Source organism: uncultured Anaerotruncus sp., from assembly GCF_902490045.1.
In the GTDB taxonomy this organism is placed as follows: domain Bacteria; phylum Bacillota; class Clostridia; order Oscillospirales; family Ruminococcaceae; genus Anaerotruncus.
This window is the reverse complement of record NZ_CABUCJ010000116.1, coordinates 1-7,172: the sequence shown is the minus strand read 5'-3', so window position 1 is coordinate 7,172 and position 7,172 is coordinate 1. Positions and strand designations below refer to the sequence as shown.

The window sequence follows — 7,172 nt, the reverse complement described above, 5'->3', positions numbered from 1 at the left end:
TCGCCGATGCCGCTGAGGTAGGCCTGCGCGGCCAGCTCCTCGAGGAAGCGGGACTGCTCGTCGTCCGTCTCGTCGCAGTGGACATCCACGAGCTTTCCGTATTTGACCGCGAGGTCGACCGCCGTTTTGACCGAGCGCAGCCCGAACTCGCGGGTGAATTCAAAGTGCGGGATCGCGCCGACGACGTCGGCGCCCATTTTGAGCGCCTCCTCCACGAGCCGGTCGCCGCCCGGATAGGAGTACATCCCCTCCTGCGGGAAGGCGATGATCTGCATGGTGACGAGGTCGGAGACCTCCTCGCGCAGCTCCAGCATCGCCTTCAGGCCCGTGAGGCTGGGGTCGGTCACGTCCACATGGGTGCGGACGTACTGGATGCCGCTCAAAATCTCCTTGCGCAGGGCGATGCGGGCGCGGCGCTTGATCTCCTCCGCGGACATGCCGCCCTTTGTCTCCGACCAGCGCTGGATGCCCTCGAAGAGGGTTCCGCTGTTGTTTTTCGCGCCGGGTTCGCGCGCCGTGTATACATAATCCAGATGGATGTGCGGTTCCACATAGGGCGGAAGCGTCAACTTCCCGCCAAGGTCCACCCGCTCCGCCTCCGGATACCGGGCGCCCAGGCCGGGGGCGATCTCCGAAAAGACGCCGCCGTCCACCAGAAGGTCGGTGACGCCGGAGGCGCCCTTGAGCTTCGCGTTCAGAAATAAGGTCCTCTTCATGTCCTGAAATCCCCTTTGATCCAGGCGGGCCGGTGGCCGCCGTGTTCTCTGTTAAAAAGCATAGCACAGCAAAACGGCTTCGTCATTGTACCCTGCGTACAAGCATTTCGCGAGCTTTCGGACTTTTTGTACATTGTAGCCACAATCCTTTTCCCTTATCATTTGATTATGTGATGAACATCCAAAAGGAGGGCGCAGCATGTTTGAAGAAGTCAAGATGGAACGGATGACCTGGCGGGAATTCGAGGCGAAAAAGGACCGGGTCCTCATCCTCCCGGTCGGCGCGACCGAACAGCACGGGCCGCACCTGCCGCTCTGCGTGGACGCGGTGCTCGCCGAGCAGTTCGCCTGCCGGCTCGCCCAGGCGGTCGGCGGCGTGGTCGCCCCCACCCTCTCCTACGGCTATAAATCGAAGCCCCTGAGCGGCGGCGGCCCTCTCTTCCCCGGCACGATCGACCTGAACGGCGCGACGCTCCAGCAGCTCGCCTCCGACCTGTTCGACGAGTTCGTGCGGGACGGCTTCACCAAAATTTTCATTATGAACGCGCACTTTGAAAACGACCCCTTCCTCATCGAGGCGATGGACCTTTGCAGCGCCCGGTACGGGGACCGCGTCACCCTCCTGCTCTCCAACTGGTGGGATCCCATGCCCGAGGAGCTGATCGGCCGCCTCTTCGACAAGGTGCCCTTCCCCGGCTGGGCGTTCGAGCACGCGGCGATCACCGAGACCTCCCTCATGCTCTACTTCGCGCCCGAGCTCGTGCGGGAGGACCTGATCGTCGATTCAAAGGGCGCCGCGCCCTGCCCCTACTTCAAATACCCCATCGACAAAGGCGCCATCCCCGCCACCGGGGTCCTCGCGACCGCGCGTTCTTCCTCGGCGGAAAAGGGGCGGCTGATCGTCGAGGCGGTTCTCCCGCGCCTCGTCGAGATCGTCGGTACAGCCTTTCCCGGCTGACAGGAAAGGGCGGCGGACCCCTGTGGGTCCGCCGCCCTGTTTTCCACGCCGAGGATGCGCAAAAGGTCCCGCTGCTTTCGCAGCGGGACCTTTTCTCTTTGGAGGCGCCGACCGGAATCGGACCGGTGAATGAAGGTTTTGCAGATTTTTTGCTTCCCACGCCGAGGATGCGCAAAAGGTCCCGCTGCTTTCGCAGCGGGACCTTTGTCTTTGGAGGCGCCGACCGGAATCGGACCGGTGAATGAAGGTTTTGCAGACCTCTGCCTTACCGCTTGGCTACGGCGCCGCTTTCATATACCGCAGTATATGAAAAAAGAGGCGTGAAGTTTCCATTCCCGGCCTCTTTTTGTTGGAGCGGGTTACGAGGCTCGAACTCGCTACCTCCACCTTGGCAAGGTGGCGCTCTGCCAAATGAGCTAAACCCGCGTTTGGTGCCTTCGGTCGGAATCGAACCAACGACACGAGGATTTTCAGTCCTCTGCTCTACCAACTGAGCTACAAAGGCAAACTGGCGACCCGGATGGGGCTCGAACCCACGACCTCTAGCGTGACAGGCTAGCGTTCTAACCAACTGAACTACCGGGCCATCTGCGCCGCTCTTCCCGAACAGCGCGATATTTATTATAATCGTTCCCGCCGTTTTTGTCAATAGGATTCGGGGAAGAATCTTGAAAAAAGAACGGCGGGAAAATCCAGACGCGGGCGGGAGGAAATCCTCCCGCCTATGGTATTCCCTAATCGCCGAAGGAAATACCCAGGCTGCGCGCTGTAAAAATCATCTGGTCGTTGACCGGGACGAATTTTGTCTTTCCGGCCACGTCGGACAGGCGGTTGTGGACGATCTCGTTGTTCTGCTGCGCGACGGTCACGCCGAAGATGCCGCGGCTGAAGAGCTCCGCGCCGTAAACGCCGAACTGGGAGGCCAGCACCCGGTCGTAGGCGGACGGCTCGCCGCCCCGGATGAAGTGACCCGGAACGACCATGCGCGTCTCAAAGCCGGAGCTTCCCTCGATCTGGCGCATAATGCGCGCGGACGCCGTCGTAATCCCCTCGGCGGCGCGTTTTTCGGCGCGCTCCTTCTTTTTCATTTTGGCCTCGTCGGCGTCGAACGCGCCCTCCGCGACCACCACGATCGAGAACCCCCGGCCGGTCGCCGCACGCCGCTCGATCGCCTTGACGACCTTTTTGATATCGTAGGGGATCTCGGGGATGAGGATGACGTCGGCGCCGCCCGCAACGCCCGTGTAGAGGGTGAGCCAGCCCGCCTTGTTGCCCATGATCTCGATGACCATGACCCGCTTGTGGCTGCTCGCGGTCGTATGGATGCGGTCGACCACCTCGGTGCCGATTCCCACGGCGGTGTGGAACCCGAAGGTCACGTCGGTGCCCCAGATGTCGTTGTCGATCGTCTTGGGCAGGCCGATGATGTTGAGCCCCTCCTCGGAGAGCAGGTTGGCCGTCTTGTGGGTGCCGTTGCCGCCTAGGACGAAGAGGCAGTCGAGCTTCATCTTTTTGTAGTTGCCCTTCATCTCGGCAACCTTGTCCACGTCGTTCTCGACGATCTTCATGTTTTTGTAGGGGGTGCGCGCCGTGCCGAGGATGGTGCCGCCGCGCGTCAGGATGCCGGAAAAATCAGACTGCTTCATCTCATGGTATTCGCCCTTGATGAGTCCCTTGAAGCCGTCGACCACGCCGACGATCTCAACGTCCGGCATCTTCTGGTAAAGCGCCTTGGCCACCCCGCGGATGGTCGCGTTCAGTCCCGGACAATCTCCGCCCGCCGTTAAAATTCCCACTCTTTTTGCCATTTCCTTTTCCTCCTTACGCAAAACCCGGCCGATTACCGAACCAGCAGCGCCCACGCGAGCAGCCCGTATTCCGCCAGCGTGATCGCCGGAATCCCAACCACAAAGTACCAGCGGCGCGTCTTGTGCCGGAAAAGGTACATGCCGGCCCACACGCCCCAGCCCCCGCCGATCACGGCGAAGAAAAAGAGCGTTTTCTCGGGAATGCGCCACGCGCCGCGCTTCGCCTTCCACTTGTCGAGCCCGCAGGCCAGCAGGCCCGCGGCGTTGACCGCGATAAGCGCCCATATCAAAACGGTTCCCATCCGCTCATCCTTTCATTCGGAATCCTCGCAGAATCAGTATACCACATATTCCCGCCGATGAAAAGGCGCGCGGCAAAAGGGCGGGGAGCACGCTCCCCGCCCTTTTCGCGGCGCTAAAAGTTCGCGCCGTTCCAGCCCCAGTTGGCCGCCTCTTCATATTTGACGTAGACGTGGTCGGGGGCGATACCCAGCTCGTCGCGCAGGATGCCGGTGATCTCCCCGGTCAGCCTGTCGAAGGCGGACGCGGGCGCTTTGCCGTACACCTTGACCTCCACGAAAGCCATCGGCACGCCGGCCTCCCCGCGGAAATACATGCGGCAGCCGTCCTCGAACGTGCACATCAGCCAGTTTTCCGTCTTGCCCGGGATGGCCGTGATCGCCCGCCCGAATTTTTGCTTGATCGCCTCTTCCTTTTCCGGGGTGAGCGTGACGTTTACCTTTGTCTGGATGCAGGGCATTGTGATTCCTCCCTCAAATCTTTTTTCCGCGCTTATTATATCCTGTTTCCGTCGTGTTTTCAACCGCTTTTCCAAGGGCAGCCGGTTCCCTCCCCGCAGCCGGACTTGCACGGGACGAGGCCCTGCGGCATATAGATGAATCGTGCCATGTCTTGCATGGTGCGTTTTCTTTTGCGCCTGATTCTCAAATCCGCCGGGTTCCGGCCGAGGAGGTCTTTCCTTGTTTTCGATGTTCGCCGCCCTGTGCAACCTGCTCTATTTCGCCCTGCATGTCACCGGTACCGGGTCCTTCCCCCGCCCCCTCTCCGCCAAGGAGGAACGCGAATGCCTCGAGCGGATCGCCGCCGGGGACGAAAGCGCCAAAGCCCGCCTGATCGAACACAACCTGCGCCTTGTGGCGCACATCATCAAGAAGTATTACAGCACCTTCAAGGACCAGGACGACCTGATCTCGATCGGGACGATCGGGCTGATCAAGGCGGTCTCCACCTTCAACTCCGACAAGGGGACCCGCTTTGCAACCTACGCCTCCCGCTGCATCGAAAACGAGGTGCTGATGCACTTCCGCAATAAGAAGAAGTCCGCGCAGGACGTCTACATAAGCGACCCGATCGACACCGACAAGGACGGGAACTCCCTGACGCTCGGCGATATTATGTCGGAGGAGGATAACATCATCGACTGCATCGATCTGCACATCAAGTCGGAGCAGCTCTATGATTTTATCGCCTGCTGCCTCGACGAGCGGGAGCGGCAGATCATCGTCATGCGCTACGGCCTTGGGGGCACCCGCCCGCTCACCCAGCGGGAGGTCGCCAAAAAGCTTGAGATTTCCCGCTCCTATGTCTCGCGTATTGAAAAGAAGGCGATCGGGACGCTTCGCACCCGCTTTGAACGGGAGGGCGCATTTCTCTGACGCGCCGTTCGGGCGGCAAAACCTGTAAAGGAGAGTTCCATGATCACCATCAGCCTGTGCATGATCGTCAAGGACGAGGAGGACGTCCTCGCCCGCTGCCTCGAAAGCGCGGCGGACGCGGCGGACGAGATCATCATTGTGGACACCGGCTCCGCCGACGCGACCAGGGAGATCGCGCGGCGGTATACCGACAAGGTCTATGACTTCGCGTGGACCGACGATTTTTCCGCCGCGCGGAATTTTTCCTTCTCCAAGGCGGAGATGGAATACTGCATGTGGCTCGACGCGGACGACGTCCTTCTGGAAGCAGACTGCGGCGCGCTGCTCGAGCTCAAACGCACCCTCGACCCCGCCGCCGACGTCGTCATGCTCCGCTACAACACGGCGTTCGACGCGGACGGCAAGCCCGCCCTCTCCTACTACCGCGAACGGATCGTCCGCAACAGCCCCGATTACCGCTGGGCGGGAGCAGTGCATGAGGCGATCACCCCCTCGGGCGTCGTCGTTTACGGGGACGCCGCCGTTACCCACCGCAAGCTGCGTCCCTCCGACCCGGCGCGCAACCTGCGCATCTACGAAAAGCAGCTCGCCGCACAGGGAGAGCTCGCGCCGCGCGACCAGTTCTACTACGCGCGCGAGCTCTACTACCACAGCCGCTATGCCGACGCCGTCCGCGTGTTTGAGGCGTTTCTGGACGGGGGACACGGCTGGATCGAAAACAACATCGAGGCCTGCCGCCACCTCTCCTGGTGCCGCTACGCGATGAAAGAGCCGCGTGCGGCGCTTTCCGCGCTGCTGCGCGCACTTGAGTACGATACGCCGCGCGCAGAGGTCTGCTGCGACATCGGGAAGCATTTTCTCGACCGCGCGCGCTACCGGGAGGCGGCCTTCTGGTATGAGCTCGCGCTCTCCCGCGAACGCGACGACCGTTCGGGCGCTTTCGTCAGCCCCGACTGCTACGGCTACCTGCCCTGCATCCAGCTGTGCGTCTGCTACGACCGGCTGGGCGAACGCGCCCGCGCCGCCGAATACAACGACCGCGCCGGGAAGTATAAGCCCGACGACCCCTCCTACCTGCGCAACAAGCTCTATTTCGCCGCTCTGGGCTCCTGAAAGAAATCCATCCCCCGGCACGCCCGCCGGGGGATGGATTTCTTTGGTTTGCATTTTTTCACGAAACGCGGTAGAATGGCTACGGAAAATTCACCCGGCCAAGGAGGTTTTCATGCAAGGCGCAATCTTTGATATGGACGGTACCCTGCTCGATTCCATGCCCGCCTGGAGCGACTCCGCCGACCGCTTCCTCATGAAGCGGGGCGTCTGCCCTCCCCCGGGGCTCTACGAAGCCCTGAAGGACCTCAGCATGGTCCAGACCGCCGATTATCTGCGCGAACGGTTCGGCATCCCCGGCACCGCGCAGGACGTGATGGACGGCATCAACGAGGTCATGGAGGAGAGCTACTTCCACCGGATTCCGCCTAAGGCGGACATCCTTTCCTTCGTCGAACGCCTCTCCCGCGCCGGGGTGCGCATGTGCGTGGCCACCGCCACCGACCGCTATCTCGCGGAGGCCGCGCTCAAGCGGGTCGGCCTGCTCGACCGCTTTGCGTTCCTGCTCACCTGCACCGAGGTGGGCGCGGGCAAGCATTTGCCCGTAATCTATGAGCGCGCCTGCGAACGGCTGGGACTTCCCCGCGGGGAGGTCGTCGTCTTTGAGGATGCGCTTTACGCCGTGGAAACCGCCAAGGCCGCGGGCTTTCGCGTCGTCGCGATCGCCGACCGCTCCGCCGCCGGGGATGAACCCCGCATCCGCGCCCTCGCCGACCGGTTCATCAATCGGTATGCGGAACTGAATGAAACAGAATAAAAAGAAGCCGTCCTTCCGGACGGCTTCTTTTTGGATTTTCCGCTTGGATTTTCCGCCCAGAGGTCGGAGGGCTTGTCGGTAGTCGACCGACAGCGACCCTATTTCTTGTACGGACAAGAAATAGGGGAAAGAAACCGCAGGGGGCTG

General features: G+C 61.7%; 8 protein-coding genes and 4 tRNA genes. 4 read left to right on the top strand and 8 right to left on the bottom strand.

The features are described 5' to 3' along the window. Positions 1–716 (bottom strand): amidohydrolase family protein (locus RDM88_RS10665; protein WP_308754822.1); only part of this gene is annotated, 716 nt, incomplete at its 3' end. 199 nt (positions 717–915) lie between these two features. On the opposite strand from RDM88_RS10665, the gene RDM88_RS10660 reads away from it, so the two are divergent. Beyond that, positions 916–1,674: a creatininase gene (locus RDM88_RS10660; protein ID WP_308754821.1), complete on the top strand. Its 759-nt coding sequence runs from the start codon at positions 916–918 to the stop codon at positions 1,672–1,674. A 211-nt stretch (positions 1,675–1,885) separates the two neighbouring features. Here the strand turns inward: RDM88_RS10660 and RDM88_RS10655 are convergent. The 7 genes from RDM88_RS10655 to RDM88_RS10625 form a co-directional block, all read right to left on the bottom strand. Next, a tRNA-Cys gene (locus RDM88_RS10655) sits at positions 1,886–1,960 on the bottom strand. Between the two features lie 64 nt (positions 1,961–2,024). Continuing rightward, positions 2,025–2,100: transfer RNA gene (locus tag RDM88_RS10650), tRNA-Gly, on the bottom strand. A gap of 3 nt (positions 2,101–2,103) precedes the next feature. Further along, a tRNA-Phe gene (locus RDM88_RS10645) sits at positions 2,104–2,179 on the bottom strand. A 4-nt stretch (positions 2,180–2,183) separates the two neighbouring features. Beyond that, positions 2,184–2,260 (bottom strand) — tRNA-Asp (locus RDM88_RS10640). Positions 2,261–2,408: 148 nt separating this feature from the next. Beyond that, positions 2,409–3,482, bottom strand: a complete 1,074-nt coding sequence (locus RDM88_RS10635) for an ATP-dependent 6-phosphofructokinase (protein WP_308754820.1) — start codon at positions 3,480–3,482, stop codon at positions 2,409–2,411. A 32-nt stretch (positions 3,483–3,514) separates the two neighbouring features. After that, positions 3,515–3,772, bottom strand: a complete 258-nt coding sequence (locus RDM88_RS10630) for a DUF1294 domain-containing protein (RefSeq protein ID WP_308754819.1) — start codon at positions 3,770–3,772, stop codon at positions 3,515–3,517. A gap of 125 nt (positions 3,773–3,897) precedes the next feature. Next, positions 3,898–4,242, bottom strand: a complete 345-nt coding sequence (locus RDM88_RS10625) for a phenylpyruvate tautomerase MIF-related protein (RefSeq protein WP_308754818.1) — start codon at positions 4,240–4,242, stop codon at positions 3,898–3,900. A 229-nt stretch (positions 4,243–4,471) separates the two neighbouring features. Between RDM88_RS10625 and sigK the strand changes: the two genes are divergently transcribed. The 3 genes from sigK to RDM88_RS10610 all read left to right on the top strand — a co-directional run bounded on the left by sigK (position 4,472) and on the right by RDM88_RS10610 (position 7,025). Then, positions 4,472–5,158 (top strand): RNA polymerase sporulation sigma factor SigK, encoded by a 687-nt coding sequence (gene sigK / locus RDM88_RS10620; RefSeq protein ID WP_308754823.1) that lies wholly within the window; start codon positions 4,472–4,474, stop codon positions 5,156–5,158. A 39-nt stretch (positions 5,159–5,197) separates the two neighbouring features. Next, the gene (locus tag RDM88_RS10615) at positions 5,198–6,271 is read left to right on the top strand and encodes a glycosyltransferase family 2 protein (RefSeq protein ID WP_308754817.1); all 1,074 of its coding nucleotides are present in this window, start codon (positions 5,198–5,200) and stop codon (positions 6,269–6,271) included. A 112-nt stretch (positions 6,272–6,383) separates the two neighbouring features. Continuing rightward, positions 6,384–7,025, top strand: a complete 642-nt coding sequence (locus tag RDM88_RS10610) for an HAD family phosphatase (RefSeq protein WP_308754816.1) — start codon at positions 6,384–6,386, stop codon at positions 7,023–7,025. The last annotated feature ends 147 nt before the right edge of the window (positions 7,026–7,172 follow it).

Bases quoted from the DNA above. Each gene is read 5' to 3' on its own strand.
- RDM88_RS10625 (WP_308754818.1), bottom strand. From the start codon at position 4,242: ATGCCCTGCATCCAGACAAAGGTAAACGTCACGCTCACCCCGGAAAAG.
- RDM88_RS10615 (WP_308754817.1), top strand. From the start codon at position 5,198: ATGATCACCATCAGCCTGTGCATGATCGTCAAGGACGAGGAGGACGTC.
- RDM88_RS10635 (WP_308754820.1), bottom strand. From the start codon at position 3,482: ATGGCAAAAAGAGTGGGAATTTTAACGGCGGGCGGAGATTGTCCGGGA.
- RDM88_RS10660 (WP_308754821.1), top strand. From the start codon at position 916: ATGTTTGAAGAAGTCAAGATGGAACGGATGACCTGGCGGGAATTCGAG.
- sigK (WP_308754823.1), top strand. From the start codon at position 4,472: ATGTTCGCCGCCCTGTGCAACCTGCTCTATTTCGCCCTGCATGTCACC.
- RDM88_RS10610 (WP_308754816.1), top strand. From the start codon at position 6,384: ATGCAAGGCGCAATCTTTGATATGGACGGTACCCTGCTCGATTCCATG.